Annotated in this window: 16 protein-coding genes and 1 tRNA gene; 8 read left to right on the forward strand and 9 right to left on the reverse strand. The window is 71.7% G+C overall.

The window, feature by feature from the left end:
* The first annotated feature begins 34 nt into the window (after positions 1-34).
* A complete protein-coding gene (locus EV382_RS23435) occupies positions 35-1243 on the forward strand; it encodes a hypothetical protein (protein WP_130405207.1) in 1209 nt (402 codons plus the stop codon).
* 243 nt (positions 1244-1486) lie between these two features.
* The gene (locus EV382_RS23440) at positions 1487-1930 is read left to right on the forward strand and encodes an HNH endonuclease (protein WP_124818902.1); all 444 of its coding nucleotides are present in this window, start codon (positions 1487-1489) and stop codon (positions 1928-1930) included.
* 68 nt (positions 1931-1998) lie between these two features.
* On the opposite strand, the gene EV382_RS23445 is transcribed toward EV382_RS23440, so the two are convergent.
* Both EV382_RS23445 and EV382_RS23450 read right to left on the reverse strand, forming a co-directional pair.
* Positions 1999-3600, reverse strand: coding sequence for a serine/threonine-protein kinase (locus tag EV382_RS23445; RefSeq protein WP_244236795.1), 1602 nt, complete (start codon positions 3598-3600; stop codon positions 1999-2001).
* A gap of 110 nt (positions 3601-3710) precedes the next feature.
* Positions 3711-4478, reverse strand: a complete 768-nt coding sequence (locus EV382_RS23450; RefSeq protein WP_130405209.1) for an enoyl-CoA hydratase/isomerase family protein — start codon at positions 4476-4478, stop codon at positions 3711-3713.
* A 191-nt stretch (positions 4479-4669) separates the two neighbouring features.
* On the opposite strand from EV382_RS23450, the gene EV382_RS23455 reads away from it, so the two are divergent.
* Positions 4670-5203: a hypothetical protein gene (locus EV382_RS23455; protein ID WP_130405211.1), complete on the forward strand. Its 534-nt coding sequence runs from the start codon at positions 4670-4672 to the stop codon at positions 5201-5203.
* Here the strand turns inward: EV382_RS23455 and EV382_RS23460 are convergent.
* The 4 genes from EV382_RS23460 to EV382_RS23475 all read right to left on the reverse strand — a co-directional run bounded on the left by EV382_RS23460 (position 5191) and on the right by EV382_RS23475 (position 7002).
* Positions 5191-5835: a histidine phosphatase family protein gene (locus tag EV382_RS23460; RefSeq protein WP_130405213.1), complete on the reverse strand. Its 645-nt coding sequence runs from the start codon at positions 5833-5835 to the stop codon at positions 5191-5193. The two genes, EV382_RS23455 and EV382_RS23460, sit on opposite strands and share 13 nt — an antisense overlap.
* 68 nt (positions 5836-5903) lie before the next feature.
* Entirely contained in the window at positions 5904-6323 is a 420-nt protein-coding gene (locus tag EV382_RS23465) for a VOC family protein (protein WP_130405215.1), read from the reverse strand.
* A 35-nt stretch (positions 6324-6358) separates the two neighbouring features.
* A complete protein-coding gene (locus EV382_RS23470; RefSeq protein ID WP_130405217.1) occupies positions 6359-6760 on the reverse strand; it encodes a helix-turn-helix domain-containing protein in 402 nt (133 codons plus the stop codon).
* 17 nt (positions 6761-6777) lie between these two features.
* Positions 6778-7002, reverse strand: coding sequence for a hypothetical protein (locus EV382_RS23475; protein ID WP_130405219.1), 225 nt, complete (start codon positions 7000-7002; stop codon positions 6778-6780).
* A 110-nt stretch (positions 7003-7112) separates the two neighbouring features.
* Between EV382_RS23475 and EV382_RS23480 the strand changes: the two genes are divergently transcribed.
* Entirely contained in the window at positions 7113-7568 is a 456-nt protein-coding gene (locus EV382_RS23480) for a hypothetical protein (RefSeq protein WP_130405221.1), read from the forward strand.
* A gap of 185 nt (positions 7569-7753) precedes the next feature.
* Here EV382_RS23480 and EV382_RS23485 read toward each other — a convergent pair.
* A tRNA-Thr gene (locus EV382_RS23485) sits at positions 7754-7830 on the reverse strand.
* A 337-nt stretch (positions 7831-8167) separates the two neighbouring features.
* Here EV382_RS23485 and EV382_RS23490 point away from each other — a divergent pair.
* Entirely contained in the window at positions 8168-9259 is a 1092-nt protein-coding gene (locus EV382_RS23490) for an ABC transporter ATP-binding protein (RefSeq protein ID WP_130405223.1), read from the forward strand.
* A 169-nt stretch (positions 9260-9428) separates the two neighbouring features.
* Positions 9429-10028, forward strand: a complete 600-nt coding sequence (locus tag EV382_RS23495; RefSeq protein ID WP_130405225.1) for a hypothetical protein — start codon at positions 9429-9431, stop codon at positions 10026-10028.
* A gap of 54 nt (positions 10029-10082) precedes the next feature.
* On the opposite strand, the gene rlmB is transcribed toward EV382_RS23495, so the two are convergent.
* Together rlmB and cysS are read right to left on the reverse strand one after the other, a co-directional pair.
* Positions 10083-11213, reverse strand: coding sequence for a 23S rRNA (guanosine(2251)-2'-O)-methyltransferase RlmB (gene rlmB / locus EV382_RS23500; RefSeq protein WP_130405227.1), 1131 nt, complete (start codon positions 11211-11213; stop codon positions 10083-10085).
* A complete protein-coding gene (gene cysS, locus EV382_RS23505; RefSeq protein ID WP_130405229.1) occupies positions 11213-12628 on the reverse strand; it encodes a cysteine--tRNA ligase in 1416 nt (471 codons plus the stop codon). The genes rlmB and cysS overlap by 1 nt, the downstream gene beginning before the upstream one ends.
* A gap of 402 nt (positions 12629-13030) precedes the next feature.
* Here cysS and EV382_RS23515 point away from each other — a divergent pair, with 402 nt between their 5' ends.
* Together EV382_RS23515 and EV382_RS33580 are read left to right on the forward strand one after the other, a co-directional pair.
* Positions 13031-13639: an IclR family transcriptional regulator gene (locus EV382_RS23515; protein ID WP_244236796.1), complete on the forward strand. Its 609-nt coding sequence runs from the start codon at positions 13031-13033 to the stop codon at positions 13637-13639.
* A gap of 878 nt (positions 13640-14517) precedes the next feature.
* The gene (locus EV382_RS33580) at positions 14518-15096 is read left to right on the forward strand and encodes an endonuclease domain-containing protein (protein WP_244236797.1); all 579 of its coding nucleotides are present in this window, start codon (positions 14518-14520) and stop codon (positions 15094-15096) included.
* Positions 15097-15122 lie beyond the last annotated feature (26 nt).

Consider the following 15122-nt stretch of genomic DNA (forward strand, 5'->3'; position numbering starts at 1 on the left):
ACCGTCGATCGGCCGGGCGGGAGGGCAGCGGGAGATGTCACCACTGCACCGCGCCGGCGCGGAGGACGGCCCGTCGGACGACGAAATCAGCCGCGACGACGCGTACCCGCTGATCCGCGACGAACGAGCCTGCATCGTCACCGCGCTCCGCCTGGGCTGGTGGATGGCGGACGCCTACCACCACGGGCAGCACGCGGAGCCCCGCGCCTTCGTCGACGCCCGCCCAGCCGTACCGCCGGCCAAACTCTCCAACCTCACCGAGATGTCCGCCCACCGGCGGATGCGGATGTACCTCGACGGGGTGGACGTGGCCCTGGCCCAGATCGCCGACCTCACCCGGCACACCGGGCCGGTGCCCGACACGTCGGCCGCCCGAACCCTACTGCCCGACCTGGGCCAGCCCGACCCCGCCGACCCGGTGCCGCTGCTGCTCGCCCTCGACGACCTCAACGTGGAGGTGCTGCGCTGGGCGATGGCCACCAACCACCGGGTCGGGCTGGCGTACCGACTGGGCCGGTCAGTGGCCGACACCGTCCGCGCCGGCGACGTCACCCAACTGCTGCGACAGTTCGGCGGTCGGCAGGTGCAGATCAGCCGCTGGCTGGATGAGCTGGCCAGCGTGCTGCCGCCGTACTCGGCGGCGGTGGTGCGCCGGTCGCTGGCAGCCTGGGCGAGCGCGGTCGACCGCGCCGGCCACGGAGACCCGACCGCGCCCACGCCCGCTGCACTGAGCCGGGCGCTGCGCGGTCAGGGTGACCTCTGGCGGGACGTGCTCACCGGCGGTCTGCACCCGCGCGACCTGCTCGACGAGGAGGACTACGCGGTGATCGCCCGGAACCTGATCATCCGGGACCGCCGGCTGGTCGCGCAGGCGGCCCGGGGCATCTTCTGGCCGGTGCTCGTACCCCTGCTGCTGGTGCTCTTCGCGGTCGTCGGGGTGAGCGCCGCCGCGGCCGCCGGCTCACCGACCACCCGGGCCACCGTCGCCCTGGTGGGCCTCGGCGCCGGGCTGGCCGCGATCTGGCGGTCGGTCTCCGGGCCCGCGCTGGCGGTCGCCGGTGAGGTCAACCGACCCCTGCTGGACAGCGAACTGACCGCACGGATGGCCCTGCGGCTGAACCGGCCGCTGACCACCGCGCAGACCTCGGCGAAAGCAGCTCCCCGCACCCGCCGTCAGCGGGGCCCCGAGGAGACCGGCCGATCGAAATACGTTGCCCGTGTCACCCGCGTCGACCTACCGTGAGCGCGCAAGGTCAACCACCACCGCGGGAGCAGCTCATGACGATGTCGCACGTCACCACCGTGCCGTCGACGCTGCCCGGTGACGGTTGCCGAGCGGAAGGTCCCCGGGCGGGCCGGCCCGACTGACGCGTACCCGTACGCGCTGAGCCGCCCCGTCCGACCGCCGGACCGGGCGGCTTCTTGCTGTCCGTCAGCACCCGGTCCGTCGTCAGCTCGTTCGTCGCCAACATGAAGGGAGATCCCGGTGGACGCCGTCCTCGTCATCAACGCCGACCTCGGCCCGCTGCACCGGGTCACCGTTCAACACGCCGTACGAATGCTCTGCCGTCGGGTGGCCGAGATCCACGAGGCCGAGCCGGACCGGGTGATCGGGGTCTTCCCGATGCCCCGCGTGGTGCGGCTGGTCCGCTTCGTGGTCACCCGGTGGAGGTTCAACTCCGGGCCGGCCTGGTCGCGTGCCGGTGTGCTGCGCCGCGACGACCGGTGCTGCGCTTACTGCGGTGGCCCGGCCTCCACCATCGACCACATCCTGCCCCGCTCGCGCGGCGGCCGGAACACCTGGCGAAACACCACCGCCGCCTGCTACGCCTGCAACCAGCGCAAGGGGGACCGGACACCAGCGGAGGCAGGCATGCCGCTGCGTCGGGAGCCGGTGAACCCGGGCTGGGGGGCGCTGGCCGGGCGGTGACGGACCGGCCGGCGGGAACGGGGGGCCGCGACCGGGTACATCCCGGGCGCGGCACCCGTCGGCCCCGGTCAGGCGGCGCGTTCCTTGACCTTCGACTTCAGCTGGCCAGCGGGGCACTGCACGCGGATCTCGCTGCGGTGCTCGGTGGAGGTCAGCTCGACCACGATCTGCTTCGCCGGGCCCGGGTCGTACGCCTCGACCCGGAAATCGGGCGCGAGGGCCACCGTGAGCACCTCCACCGAATTCCCCACGCAGCGAGCAGTGACCGTGCCGCCGCGCGAGTCCACGGGCTCCCCGACGGCAGGGGTCGGAGTCGGCGCGGGCCGGGTCAAGGGCGGGCCCGGCGTGGTGGCCGTCGGGCCCGGGGTCACTGTCCCGCCCGGACCGGTCGGTGGGCCGGTCCGGGCAGCGGGCGCCGGCGTCCTGGTGGACGGTGCGGCGGACGGTCCGATGTCGACCGCGTCGGTCGACGCCTCCGTGCGGGGCATCCCCACCGTGGTGGTGCCCGGACCATTGCCGGGCGGCACAGCGCCCTGTCCCTGTCGACGAATGCTGGAGTCGCCGAGCGACCCGGCCAGCGCCACCGCGGCGATCACGGCCCCGCCGACCGTCAGGATGGCCCGCCCCCGACGGCCCGGCCCGCGCCTCATCCGCCCCGCCGAACCGCCACTCAGCCAGGCGTCGGTCGGCCCAACCTCGGTCGGCTCGGACCCGATCGGCTCGGACCCGGTCGGCCCAACCCCGATCGGCTCGGACCCGATCGGCTCGGACCCGATCGGCTCGGACCCGGTCGCGGTGCTGGTCGGGGCGGCGGTGGTTGCCGCCGGGTCGGCGGCGACGGCGGCCGCCTCGGGCGCGGTCGCGCTGGCCGCGGCGAGCAGGATGCGGGCCGCGTCGGCGGCCGACGGCCGATCGGCGGGGTCGTCGGCCAGGCACCAGCGGTAGAGCCGGTGCACCTCGGGCGGTACGCCGCCGCTCGGGGGCAGCGGGTCCGGCTCGACGTGCGGATGCGCGCGGACCATCCCGGTCTGCGCCTCGGTGGGCCAGGGCAGCCGGCCGGTGAGCACCCGGTGCAGCAGCAGGCCGAGGGCGTACACGTCGCTGGCCGGCAGCACCTCGCCGGCCAGCAACCGCTCCGGTGCCAGGTACGCCGGGGTGCCCAGCAGCCGTCCCTCGAAGTCGATCTCCGGGGCACCGGCGGCTGCCGCGATGCCGAAGTCGAGCACCTTCGCGCCGGTCGGCGTGAGCATCACGTTGCCCGGCTTGATGTCGCGGTGCACCAACCCCTGATCGTGCGCGGCCGCGAGCGCCGAAGCCACCTCGGCACACACCCGCAGACCGGCGCGCGGCGGCAACGGCCCGGCCACCAACCGGTCTTCGAGGGTGTGACCGCCGAGCAGCTCCATCACCACGAACGGGACCTGGGCACCGTTCAACACCGACTCGCCGTAGTCGTAGACGCTGGTGACGTGCGGATGCGACAGCCGGGCTGCGGCCTTGGCCTCACCCCGGATCCGCTGTCGGGCGTTGGCGTCCGAGGCGACCAGCACCTTCACCGCCACGTCCCGTTCGAGCACCTCGTCGTACGCCCGGTGCACCGCCGACATGCCGCCACTGCCGAGGCGCTCCAGGAGCCGGTAGCGGCCCGCAAGCAACTGATCACGCTGCACGACGGACAGCCTGCCGTACGGACCTGGGAGCGGGCCACCCGGGATAGAGGTATTGCAATGGGTGCGACGCCGAGCGGTCGGCCCGGGTGGTCACCCGGGAGCGCCTGCCGTCAGTCGCCGGCCGGTGGCTGCCAGGCGAAGCGGGGCGGCCGGCGTTCGGTGATCGCCGCGACCCCCTCCCGCGCCTCGCCGGTCGTCGTCACCTTCCGGTGCCACCAGGCGATCCGGGCGGGTTCGGCCCGATCATCGATGATCTCCTTCGCGGCGGCGATGCTCAGCGGCGACCGTTGGGCGATCGTGGCAGTCAGCTCGTCCACCCGGGCGGCGAGCCGGCCGACCGGCAGCACCTCGTCGACCAGGCCGATCCGCAGGGCCCGCTCGGCGTCGATCAGCTCGGCGGTGAACAGCAGATGCTTGGCGGCGGACGGCCCGACCAGCCGGGCCAGCCGGCGCGTCGTCGGTGCCGGATAAACCAGCCCCAGCCGTGCCGGCGGTACGCCGAAACGGGCACCATCCGCAGCGATCCGCAGGTCGCAGGCGACCGCGAGCTGAGCCCCACCCCCGACGCAGGCGCCCCGGATGGCCGCGACGGTCGGCTTGGCGAACCGGGCCAACCGTTCCTCGGCGGCCACCGCGATGCTGGCGTCACCGGCGTCCAGCAGCTCGGCCAGGTCACCGAGGTCGGCACCCGCGCAGAAGGTGTCGCCCGCGCCGGTGAGCACCAACGCCCGTACGGCGGGGTCGGGCTCCAACCGGTCGAGCAGTTCGGGGAGCTGACGCCACATGGCGGCGGTCATCGCGTTACGGCGGGCCGGGTTGTGCATCACCACTGTGGCGACCGGCCCGGCCACCTCGACGGTCAACTCCGCGTCCGACACATCTGCTCCTTCCCACGGCACCCGGAGCGACGCCGCGAATCTGGCCGCCGACGTCGCGACGCCGGCACGGCGACCATAACGAAGAGCCTCGGTCACGCCGTGGCACGTCCACTGCCGAGGGGGCGCGGGCGCGGCGGCGGACGGAACCTACGGTTGCGGGGGTACGTCCGACCGGGATGAGACACGCATCGATGACCGCCGTCACGGTCGCGCTCCTGGCCGTGCTCCTGACCGGATGCACCGTCGACCGAGCCCCGACCGCCACCCCGACCCAGCCCTCGGGGACCACCACTACCGACCCGGCCGGCCCGGCCACCGGCACCTCGCCACCGGCCACCGCCCCCACCGTCAGCGCCGGGGCCACCGGCGGGGCCCTCCGGGTGGCGTTGCGAAGCTCTGGCGGCTTCGCCGGGCGCGGTGACTCCATCGTCGTCGAGCCGGACGGCCAGTGGACGGTGACGGACCGGGCCGGCAGTCGGCGCAGCGGCCGGCTCACGCCCGCCGATCGGGGCCTCCTGGCGGGGCTGGCCGCCGACCCCCGGCTCGCCGCCGAGGCGCGGCAGCCGACCACCCCGACGACCTGCGCGGACGTGATGCACTACCGCCTCACCGTGGGCAGCGACGAATCCGGGTACGCCGACTGCCCGGACGAGGGCCCACCGCCGCCGGCCACCCAGGCGGTGGTCAAGCTGCTTCTGCGGGCCACCAGCACCTACGTCAGATAGTCCGGGGGCAGGCCGGTGGCCCGCAGCTCCAGCGGCAGGTGGGCCACGTCGTTGACGGCGACCAGAGTCGGTGGGCCGGCCGCGCTGTACCGGATGACGGTCAGGCCCGCGTTGTGCGAGTTCAAGCCCAGCCACCGCCACTCCGGCGCGTCGAGGGCGTGCCGCACCAGCCAGGCGATCAGGAAGCTGTGCGTCACGACCAGCTCGCGGACCGGCTCACCGCCGGCCGGGCCCTCGCCGACCGGGCCGGCGAACCGCCGCACCGCCTCCGCCGTCACTCGCGGCCCGTCGACCCGCCCAGCCGCCGAGAACTGGGCCAGAAACTCGGCGTACGCGGGCGGCAGGCCAACCGGATCGGTGTCGTGTGGGAGGTGGTCGCCGGCCAACTCCGTCTCGTACACCGGAACCTCGGGCAGCGATTTGGCGATCAGCTCGGCGGTCTGCGCGGCCCGGCGCAGCGGCCCGTGATGGACGGCGGCGAACCGACGGGCCCGCAGGCGTTCGCCCAGCAGGATGGCCTGCCGCCGGCCGCGCTCCGACAGGCCGGTGTCCGGTTCCCCGGGCGCGGTCCCACTCACCTCGGACAGATCCTGCTCGGCGTGTCGGGCCAGGTAAAGCAAGCGGGTCACCATGGCACCCACCTCAACACACCGGGAGGTACGGGTTCGACCCGCACCTCCCGGCCCCGCGACCGCGCCCCCTACGCCCGGGGGAACATCTGGCCGATGCGGATCCGGTTGCCGAACGGGTCCCGGATGCCGAAGTCGATCCCGTACGGGCGCTCGGTCGGCTCGTCGGTGATCTCGACGCCCTTCGCCACCAGATCCTCGTACGTCTTGTGGGCATCGTCCGTGGTAATGAAGAGGTACCCACCCAGGGCACCCTTGGTGAGCAGCTCCCGGACCTGCTCGGCGGTGGCGGGGTCCAGCGCCGGCGGGCCCGGCTTCTCCAACAGGATCTCGCGCTCCGGGTCGCCGGGCAGGTTGACCGTCAACCACCGCATGAAACCGAGGTCCTGGTCGGTGTTGACCTCCATGCCGAGCTTGTTGACGTAGAAGTCAAGCGCGGCGTCCTGGTCGAGGACGTAGATCTGGGAGCGGCTGATCGCGTTCATCGTCATGCCCACAACGCTAGAGGCCGGCCGTGACCTGCGGCTTATCCAAAACTGCTGGGTCTGGTCCAGGCTTTGGCGAAGCAGGACGGCACGTTGGCCGCGGCGACACGATGACGCCGAAAATCCGAGGGTGACTCGCCGACGATCTGCCGGAACGTCCGACTGAACGTACCCAGGCTGCTGAAGCCGACGGCGTAACAGATGTCCGTCACGTCCCGGTCGGTCTCCACCAGCAACGCCATCGCCCGCTCCACCCGGCGACGTTGCAGGTAGCGGTGCGGGGTCTCCCCGAAGGTGGCCCGGAAGGTACGGATGAAGTGCGCCTGCGACACGTGCGCGATCCGGGCCAACGCGGGAATGTCCAGTGGCTCGGCGTACGCCCGGTCCATCGCGTCCCGGGCACGCAACATCGCCCGGTTCGACTCCTCTACCGCGCGACTCATCGGCTCCCGCCTAGGCGTTAGTGATGTCCCTTGGCCTTCTCGACCTCGTCCATGTCCACGACCTGCATACCCCGCCTACCCCGGCGACGCGCGTACGGGCGGTCATCTGGCGACAGGAGCGCCTCCAGCTCATCTGAGAAGGGAACGTGCCCGGTCAGGATCGCCTCGAACTCATCCGAGTGCGCCGCGCAGCAGTCGGTGATGCCTCGGCGGTCGTCGGCGCTGACGGTGTAAGTCTTCACTGGAAGTGAAGGGTTCCGGCAGACGTCGCATACGTTGATTTCGATCCGCACTTGCAACCTTGTCTGATCAGTTCCTAGCATCTCCCACTGCTCGGTTCTGAGAGGTGGGCATGGCCGCAAGCAAGCTCGTGGACCCGGATGAGTTTATTCGCTGGTACGGGGAGGGGAAGACCTACTCCTGGATCATGGACGAGTACCGGCGCAAGTACGACTTGCAGATCGGGTACGGAACCATCTCCAACTGGCGCCACCAGCTCGGACTGAGGAAGCGCTCCGTACGCGACAGCAAGCTGATCCCGTGGGCGGTGAAGCCCGAGCACCGCAACAACCACATGCTGCAGATGCTGCGCACCGAGGCTCGCCGCCGCGCGGGTCAGCCGGTCCCGCCCGACCGGCTGAGACAGCTCCGGGGCTGGCTGGACAACGTGGCCGAACAGGATGCGGTCGCCCACTACGAGCCGGACACTTCGCAGGGCTGGTGGCTGGTCCCGCGCCGTCCCGGAGTCGACACAGACCTGATCCGCGAGCCTGGCATCGTTACCCGACCCCGCGGCTCCAGGAGTTAGCACCAACGCCGTTCAGTTGAGCGGTTGGTGGGGTCGTCAAGGCTCGGCCCTCGAAGAGCTCGTTCGTCTGACCTCAACCCCTCAGGCTCTGACCTGGAAGGTGACCCTGAAGGTCCGCTCATGACTGCCGTTGCTGTCAACCGGTCGACTCACGGCGGGGCCGGTTGCGAAATGCCTGATGGAATTGGAGCCCCCGGCCGGGATCGAACCGGCGACATCTCGCTTACAAGGCGAGTGCTCTGGCCAGCTGAGCTACAGGGGCGCGTGCGTCGAGGCCAGCATAGCGACTGACGTCCGGTTATCCCGATCGCGAGGCCTCCCGGGCATGGGAATCGTCAACAACCCGACGCATGCCGGTTTGACAGGGTGTCGATTGATGGCTGACCGTGCCCGAGTGACCGGAATGCGTAGGCCGCCTGTCGGGATTGGCCGCCCCCGACCTTGGCAGCGCGGGTAAACGCGTTTACGGTTCACTGACGGACGACGACCGGGCGCCCCCGCGACCGAGCGCCGTCCGATGACCGGCACGGACACGTGCCGGTTGCTCCTTCACTCGGATCGTCCGGCACGTTCCTGCCGGTGAAAGGAAGCGCTTCACCATGGCTACGGTCACCTATTCCAAGGCGTCCCGGGTCTACCCGGGCCAAGAGCGTCCCGCCGTCAACGAGCTGGACCTCGAAATCGGCGACGGCGAGTTCCTCGTCCTGGTCGGCCCCTCCGGTTGTGGTAAGTCCACCAGCCTGCGGATGCTCGCCGGCCTGGAGGACGTGGACGCCGGTTCGATCTACATCGACCAGCGCGACGTCACCCACCTTCCCCCGAAGGCCCGCGACATCGCGATGGTCTTCCAGAACTACGCCCTCTACCCGCACATGACGGTGTACGAGAACATGGCGTTCGCCCTGAAGCTCCGCAAGACCTCCAAGTCGGAGATTGACCGGCGGGTCAAGGAGGCGGCCGGGCTGCTCCAGCTGGAGGAGTACCTGAACCGCAAGCCGAAGGCGCTCTCCGGTGGTCAGCGTCAGCGTGTCGCGATGGGCCGGGCGATCGTCCGCGAGCCGCAGGTCTTCCTCATGGACGAGCCGCTGTCGAACCTCGACGCCAAGCTCCGTGTGCAGACCCGTACGCAGATCGCGTCCCTGCAGGCCAAGCTGGGCGTCACCACGGTCTACGTCACGCACGACCAGGTCGAGGCCATGACCATGGGTCACCGGGTCGCGGTGCTGCTCGACGGTGTCCTTCAGCAGGTGGACACCCCGCGTGCGCTCTACGACACCCCGGCCAACGTGTTCGTCGCCGGCTTCATGGGCTCTCCCGCCATGAACATCAAGACCGTTGCGCTGAACGAGCGGGGCGCCGAGTTCGCCGAGCTGAACATCCCGCTGACCCGCGAGCAGGTCGCCGCGGCCCGCGCCGAGGGTGGCGACGGCAAGGTCACCGTGGGCTTCCGCCCGGAGGACTGCGAGCTGGTCAGCCCGACCGAGGGCGGCATGCCGGTCGTGGTCGAGCTGGTCGAGGACCTCGGCTCGGACGCGAACATCTACGGCCACGCCGCGCTGGGTGGCAACTCGGAGCGCTTCGTCGTCCGCACCGACCGGCGCAACATGCCGAACATGGGTGACACCGTGTTCGTCAAGCCGGTCGCCGGCCGTAGCCACGTCTTCCACGCCTCCACCGGCAGCCGGATCTGACGTAACGCCGTACCGACAGGGGGCGGTCCGCTTCGGCGGGCCGCCCCCTTCGTCGTACCGGAGGCAGCCCTTCACCCTGTGGAGCTAGTGCGTAAGTGGCTCTGCGGGGTGATTCGGCACGGCTGGCCGTCCTCGTAGCGTCGCGGTGACCCCAACCGGAGGAGGCACCGTGCCCACCGATCTCGCCCAGCCCACCGCTCACCAGCCGAGCACGCGTTCCCGGTCGCACCGGTTGGTCCGCAGGACCGGCCGCAGCCTCGCCTACTGCGCGACGCTGATCCCGGTCGCCGTCCTCGCGCTGGTGACCACCCCGCTGGGCGGTGCCGGCGCCGCCGTCGCGCGCTGGCGAGCTCTGCGTACCGGACTGCTCGGGATGCCACCGACGGCCGTGCCCGACCGACGGCCCGGCGCTGTCGCGGTGCTCGGCCATGCGGTGCTCAGCCTGCTCGTGGGTCTGGTGGCCCTGCTGCCGCTCGGCGTCGAACTGCTGATGGTGCTGCGGGGCGTGCTGTACGGCGTGGTGGAGTCGGGACCGTACGACAATGCCTGGGGTGGTCCGACCCTGGCCGGCGCATGGCTGGCGCATTTCCTCATCGGCCTGCCGATAGCCGCCGCCGGGCTGGCCGCCCTGATCGGCATCGCCGCCGTGCACCAGCGGCTGACCCGACGCCTGGACGGCGAGCGTGGCCCGCTCTGGTTGTTTCCGACCGTGCTGCTGATGGCGCTCGCCGCGACGCTGCTCTTCATCGCGTGGACCCATCAGATCTGACCACGAAGGCCCCCTCCCGCGCTCGACGGGAGGGGGCCTTCGTGGGACGTGCTGCTACTGCTCGACGGAGCGCCGGCGGGCGACCTCGGCCAGGGCGACCGCCGCCGCCACGCTGGCGTTGAGCGACTCGACCTCGGAGATCATCGGAATGCTGACGGTCAGGTCGCAGGTCTCCCCGACCAGGCGGGAAAGACCGCGCCCTTCGGAACCGACCACCACCACCAGCGGACCGACCGCGGCCTCCAGGTTGTAGAGGTCGGTGTCGCCGTCGGCATCCAGGCCGACGACCATGAAGCCGGCGTCCCGGCACGCCTTCAACGACCGGGTCAGGTTGGTCACCTGGGCCACGGGCACCCGCGCGGCCGCACCGGCGCTGGTCCGCCAGGCGGTCGCGGTGATCCCGGCGGCACGACGCTCGGGTACGAAGACACCCTGCGCGCCGAACGCGGCGGCCGACCGGATCACGGCGCCCAGGTTGCGCGGGTCGGTGACCCCGTCCAGCGCGACCAGCAGCGGGGCCTGCTGCTCCAGGGCAGCGGCGACCATGTCCTCGAACGGCTGGTACGCGAAGGGCGGCACCTGCAACCCGACACCCTGGTGCAGCACCCCGCCGGTCATCCGGTCCAACTCGGCGCGGCTGATCTCCAGGTTGGCGATGCCCCGGTCGGCGGCCGTCCGGATGATCTCGTTGATCCGGTCGTCCATGTCGATGCCCTGGGCGGTGTAGAGCGCCGTCGCCGGCACGTTGGCGCGCAGCGCCTCCAGCACCGGGTTACGCCCGACCAACAGCTCCGGGGCGTCCTTGGACGGGTTGGACTTGCGCCCCGGGGTGACCCGGGGGCCGGACCGCCCGGTGGGCTTGCCGCCCCGACCGCCGGTGGCACCCCGACCGGCCGGTACGCCCCGACCGCCGCCCCGACCCCAGGTGGTGTCCTTGCTGCCGGGCTGCCCGATCTTGGGGGCACGCCCCTCCTCGGCCGCCGCGCGGCGCTCCTTGTCCTGCTTCCAGGCGGTGCGCTGGGGCAGCTTCTCGGTGCCCGAGTAGCCCTTGTGCCACGGCCGCTCGTCCGCGGGCAGGGTACGGCCCCGCCCCGCCAACGAGTCCTTGTTCTTGCCGCCGCTGCCCTTGGGGGCACCTGCCTTCGACGTCAGTCGCCGGCCACGGCGCTGCGAGTTGCCGGCCATCAGTCCTGCTCTCCAATAGTCCAACGCGGGCCCTGGGGGGTGTCCTCGACCACCACGCCGGCCAGCTTGAGCTGGTCACGCACCGCGTCCGCGGCGGCCCAGTCCTTGCGGCCCCGAGCCTGCGCACGCTGCTCCAGGGCCAACGCGATCAGGGAGTCCACCACGGCACGAAGATCGTCCGATCGGCCGCCACCGGTCCACGCCGGGTCGAGGGGGTCGATCCCGAGAATATCCAGCATTGCCCGCACCACGGGCAGCGTGGTGCGGACGGTCACATCATCGCCGACGCTCAGCGCGGTGTTGCCGTCCCGAATGTGCTGTTGCAGCACGGCCAGCGCGGCGGACGTGTTGAGGTCGTCGTTCATCGCCGCGACGAAGCCGGCCGGCAACTCACCGAGCTGCCCGGCACCCACCCGCTCGGCCGCCCGCTGCACGAAACCCTCGATCCGCCGGTACGCGGTGGCCGCGTCGCGCAGCGAATCCTCCGAGTAGTCGATCACCGAGCGGTAGTGCGCGGCGGCGTAGTAGTAGCGCAGCTCCACCGGTCGCACCCCGAGCGAATCCACGTACGCCAAGCCCAGCGCGTTGCCGGCGGACTTGCCCATCTTGGCCCCGCCGATGCTCAGCAACCCGTGGTGCACCCAGTAGCGGGCGAACGGCAACCCGGCCGCCTGGGACTGGGCGATCTCGTTCTCGTGGTGCGGGAACGTCAGATCCAGGCCGCCGCCGTGAATGTCGAACTCCGGGCCGAGATAGCGCCAGCACATCGCCGAGCACTCGATGTGCCAACCCGGACGGCCCAGCCCCCACGGCGAGGGCCAGTAGGCGTCCGCCGGCTCGTCCGGCTTGGCACCCTTCCACAGCGCGAAGTCGCGCGGATCCCGCTTACCCCGATCCGGTGCGTCCCCGGCGGACTGCATGGCGTCCGGAGACTGACCCGACAGCGACCCGTACGCCGGCCAGGACGCCACATCGAAGTAGACATCGCCGGAGCCGTCACTCGCCGGGTACGCGTGCCCGTCGGCGATCAACTTCGTGATCAGCTCGTGCATCTCGGGGATGTGCCCCGTGGCACGCGGCTCATAGGTGGGCGGCAGCACGTTCAACGCCCGGTACGACTCAGCGAGCAACAACTCGTTGGCGTACGCGATCGACCAGAACGGTCGACCCTGGTCGCCCGCCTTGACCAGGATCTTGTCGTCGATGTCGGTCAGATTGCGAATGAAGGTGACCTCGTAGCCGGCGGCCAGCAGCCAGCGACGCAGGACGTCATAGTTGACGCCGGAGCGAAGGTGACCGATGTGCGGCGGGGCCTGAAGAGTGAGACCACACAGGTAGACCCCCACCTTGCCGGCTTCCCGCGGGACGAAGTCCCGCACCGAACGGGTGGCGGTGTCATACAGGCGTAGCGTCACCGTACAAGGGTAGCTGTCCGTGCCTGTCCGGGTCCGCCGGTGCCGGGTCGTACGCTGCCAGGCGTGAATGCGACCGCACGCTCCGGCAGCTCGGGCGGTTCAGGCTCGGGCGGCTCAGGCTCGGGCTCGGGCTCGGGCTCGGGCTCGGGCGGCTCGGGCTCGGGCGGCTCGGGCTCGGGCGGCTCGGGCTCGGGCGGCTCTGGTTCGGGCGACACGTCAGCCCGGCCTGCCGCGACCGGGGCGGCCGTCGGCTCGCCCGACGCCGGCGTGGGCCGGGCGGACGCGGCCGTCGGCTCGTCCGACCCCGGCCCGAGCCGGGGCGATGCTGGCCCGAGCCGGGGCGATGCTGGCCCGAGCCGGGGCGACACGGTTGCGGGGCGGGGCGGGGAGACGTCGCAGACATTGGACCGGGGGTTGCGGCTGCTGCACCTGGTCGCCGACGCCCCTGGCGGTCTGACCGTCACCGAGGCCGCGAATCGGCTCGGCATCGGCCGGGCCGCCGTCTACCGACTGGTCAGCGCGCTGACCGGACACGGCATGCTGCGCCGCGACGGAGACGGTCGGCTGCGCCTCGGGGCAGGGTTGCTGCACCTGGCCCGACGGGCCCAACCGCTGCTCGCCGAGGGTGCGTTGCCCGCGCTGCGCCGCCTCGCCGAGCAGGCCGGGGCGACCGCTCACCTGACCGTCGTCGAAGGCGCGGAGGGCGTCGCCCTCGCCGTGGTCGAGCCGAGCTGGACGTCGTTCCACGTCGCGTACCGGGCCGGGGCACGGCATCCACTGGACCGGGGAGCGGCCGGCCGGGCGATCCTGGCCGGTCGAGCCGGGGTGGCAGAGCCGGTCAGTAGCAGCGGAGAGTTGCAGGCCGGGGCGTACGGGGTGGCCGCGCCGGTGCTCGACGTACCCGGCTTGGAGGCCAGTGTCGGCGTGGTCGCGCTCGCCCCACTGGACGTCGCCACGATCGGCCCCCAGGTGCTGGCCGCCGCCCGGGCCATCGCCACCGCCCTCAGCTGACCCTGTTCTGCCCCGCCCCGCCACGTCACGTCACCGTCTCCCCCGCCCGGCTTGATCGACTCGGGTTCGTGAAAGTCGCGGTATCCCAGCGCCAGGGACCGCCCGACTTTCAGAAGCGCGAGTGGATCACCACCCGTCGGCGGCCCGAATAGCCCATCAGCCGGGCGATCCGGCCGGTGCAATAGCACGATCAGCAGGCGGATTCGTGGTTGTCCACAGGCTCGGCGACGTCCGCAGGTCGGGTTGTCCACAGGGGTACCGGTGGCCAATCGGTGGTCGGCAGGCTGCTCGGTATGCCACCACGTCCGCATCGCCCCGATGCCCTGACCTGGCAGGTCTTCCGCGGCTCCGACGCTGTCCGGGACGGCCTGCTCACCGAACATCAGCTGCGCAACTCGGCCTGGGTGCGGTTGCGCCACGACATCTACGCCGATGCGCGGCTGGACCGGGACCACGCCCTCGCGTGTCGCGCCGCCCTCCTCCGGCTACCGCCCGGAGTGGTTGTCGGCGGTCCGTCGGCCGCCTACCTGCACGGGGTTCTACACGCCGCGAGCTTCACCGATGATGTGCACGTCCTCGTGCCCCGCTCGCTGCGGGTCGGCCCACAGCGCGGCCTCATCGTGCACGTCAACGCCATCACCCCGCTCACCTCAAGAGACCTCCCAGAGTCGACCGCACCCGCACCAACGACACGACGAGCGCCGGACACAGGACGACTACCGGAAGCAGGCCGAGCGCGTGATGCAGCGCGGCCTACCGGAGCAGGGCGCCCACCCACCGGGGGCATGTCACCACGCCCCGCACGACAGCTGTCCCGCCCTGCGGCAGCGCCCGTCGGAGCAGGGGGCCTGGGGACGGCCCGTCGGAGCGATGGTTGGGTGTCGGCCAGCCCGGTCGGGGCCAGCGAGCGGGACGGCCCGATCCCCCGGTCCGATCCCGGGCGGGCCGCCTGGGAGACGGCTGTCTGGCTCGACCCCGTCCGGGCAGTCGCCATCGTCGACTCGCTGCTCGGGCAGGGGCTGACCGATCGCGACACCCTGGCCGCCCTGGCTGCCCGCAACGCGGACCGGCCCGGTGGACGACGAGCTCGTTGGATCTTCGACCTGGCCGAGGGCGGGGCAGAATCTCCGCCGGAGTCGCACCTACGCGTGCGGTTGGTGCTGGGTGGGCTACCGCGCCCGGTGGTTCAACATCCGGTACGCCTGCCCAGCGGCATTGTTCTGCACCCCGATCTGGCCTGGCCGCGATATCGGGTGGCGGTCGAGTACGACGGGAAGTGGCACTCCGACGCGGAGCAGCTGCACCGCGACCGCCGTCGACTGAATCAGCTGGTCGGCGAGGGTTGGCTGGTCCTGCACGTGACCAGTCGACGGCTGCACAGCGAGTTCCCGGCGGTGCTTCGGGAGGTACGCAACGCGTTGGTCAGCCGCGGCTGGCGACGGGGATCGCCCGCATGACCATGATCAACTCGGCTTCCTGCAAA

It is taken from the genome of Micromonospora violae, from assembly GCF_004217135.1.
GTDB lineage: Bacteria > Actinomycetota > Actinomycetes > Mycobacteriales > Micromonosporaceae > Micromonospora > Micromonospora violae.

Coding starts and splice junctions, on each gene's coding strand:
- EV382_RS23435 (WP_130405207.1), top strand. CDS start 35: ATGTCACCACTGCACCGCGCCGGCGCGGAGGACGGCCCGTCGGACGAC.
- EV382_RS23455 (WP_130405211.1), top strand. CDS start 4,670: ATGACCGCCGTCACGGTCGCGCTCCTGGCCGTGCTCCTGACCGGATGC.
- EV382_RS23460 (WP_130405213.1), bottom strand. CDS start 5,835: ATGGTGACCCGCTTGCTTTACCTGGCCCGACACGCCGAGCAGGATCTG.
- EV382_RS23465 (WP_130405215.1), bottom strand. CDS start 6,323: ATGACGATGAACGCGATCAGCCGCTCCCAGATCTACGTCCTCGACCAG.
- EV382_RS23470 (WP_130405217.1), bottom strand. CDS start 6,760: ATGAGTCGCGCGGTAGAGGAGTCGAACCGGGCGATGTTGCGTGCCCGG.
- EV382_RS23480 (WP_130405221.1), top strand. CDS start 7,113: ATGGCCGCAAGCAAGCTCGTGGACCCGGATGAGTTTATTCGCTGGTAC.
- EV382_RS23490 (WP_130405223.1), top strand. CDS start 8,168: ATGGCTACGGTCACCTATTCCAAGGCGTCCCGGGTCTACCCGGGCCAA.
- rlmB (WP_130405227.1), bottom strand. CDS start 11,213: ATGGCCGGCAACTCGCAGCGCCGTGGCCGGCGACTGACGTCGAAGGCA.